This window comes from Micromonospora sp. ATCC 39149, assembly GCF_000158815.1.
Classification (GTDB): Bacteria; Actinomycetota; Actinomycetes; order Mycobacteriales; family Micromonosporaceae; genus Micromonospora.
Map to the genome: position 1 here is coordinate 1,454,418 of NZ_GG657738.1, position 1,297 is coordinate 1,455,714.

General features: G+C 72.9%; 2 protein-coding genes. One reads left to right on the forward strand and one right to left on the reverse strand.

Annotated elements, in window-relative coordinates; genetic code table 11:
* Nucleotides 1-270, forward strand: a 270-nt coding sequence (locus MCAG_RS05850) for a hypothetical protein (RefSeq protein WP_036372497.1), incomplete at its 5' end; no start/stop codon positions are given.
* Nucleotides 271-290: 20 nt separating this feature from the next.
* On the opposite strand, the gene rapZ is transcribed toward MCAG_RS05850, so the two are convergent.
* A complete protein-coding gene (rapZ, locus tag MCAG_RS05855) occupies nucleotides 291-1,226 on the reverse strand; it encodes an RNase adapter RapZ (protein WP_369751304.1) in 936 nt (311 codons plus the stop codon).
* Between the last annotated feature and the right edge of the window lie 71 nt (nucleotides 1,227-1,297).

Sequence of the window (1,297 nt, forward strand, 5' to 3'; positions counted from 1 at the left end):
CAGGTCGAGCTCGGGGACGCACCGGCGCAGCGCCCGCAGGGACACGGACAGGCCGTGCCCGCCGCCGAAGGCGACCACCCGGGCACGCCGCCCGGCGGCCCGGTCCCCCAGCGCACCGCCCGGTTCTCGCAGCTCGCCGGCGGCGTCCCGTCGCACACCGACCGGTTCTCGCAACTCGCCGGCGGCGTCCCGCCGCACACCGACCGGTTCTCGCAACTCGCCGGTGGCGTCCCGTCGCACACCGACCCGGTCGGCCCCCGCGCCCGGTGATCGCGATTCTGTCGGCGGCGTCATTCCCGTCCCAGGTCGCGGTGCTGGGCATTGGCCGCCAGGCCGGAGTGGCGCAGCCGGGCGGCCAGTTCCTCGGCGATGGCCACGCTGCGGTGCTTGCCGCCGGTGCAGCCGACCGCCACGGTCAGGTACCGCTTGCCCTCCCGCTCGAATCCGACGGTGGTGGCGTTGACCAGGTCCGCGTACGTCCCGACGAAGGTGTCCGCGCCCTCCTGGCCCAGCACGTACGCGCTGACCGCCTCCTCTCGACCGGTGTGTTCCCGCAACTCGGGCACCCAGTACGGGTTCGGGAGGAACCGGGCGTCGAGGACGAAATCGGCGTCCGGCGGAAGGCCGTACTTGAAGCCGAAGGAGAGCACGGTGATCCGCAGCCGCCGGGCGTCCTCGCCGCCGAACAGCTCCTCGATCCGGCGGCGTAGCTGGTTGACGTTCAGGTGGCTGGTGTCGATGATCACGTCGGCCTGATCGCGGGCCTCCTCCAGCAGGCCCCGCTCCACGGCGATGCCGTCGGCGAGGCGCCCCTCACCCTGCAACGGGTGCGAGCGCCGGACACTCTCGAACCGGCGGATCAGCACCTCGTCGTCGGCGTCGACGAAGACCACCCGGGGGGAGAAACCCCGGTCCTTCAGTTCCCGGATCGCCCCGGCCAGGTCCGTGGAGAAGGCACGGGAGCGCACGTCCAGCACCATCGCCGTACGCCGGGCCGCGCCGCCGGCCCTGACGGCCAGCTCGGCCATGTCGAGCATGAGCGCCTGGGGCAGGTTGTCGACGACGTAGTAGCCGACGTTCTCCAGCGCCCGGGCAACGGTGCTGCGCCCGCCACCGGACACGCCGGTCACCACCACCAGGGTGGTGTCCGCCTCCGTGGCTGCCTCAGCCACCGCCGGTGTGGGGCCGTCGCCGGCCGGAACCTCGGGCGTCCGCGCCTCGTTCACTGCCCACTCCCCACGGATGACGCACGGCCGACCTGACCGCGATGGCCGACCTAGAACTTTATCCCGCCCCA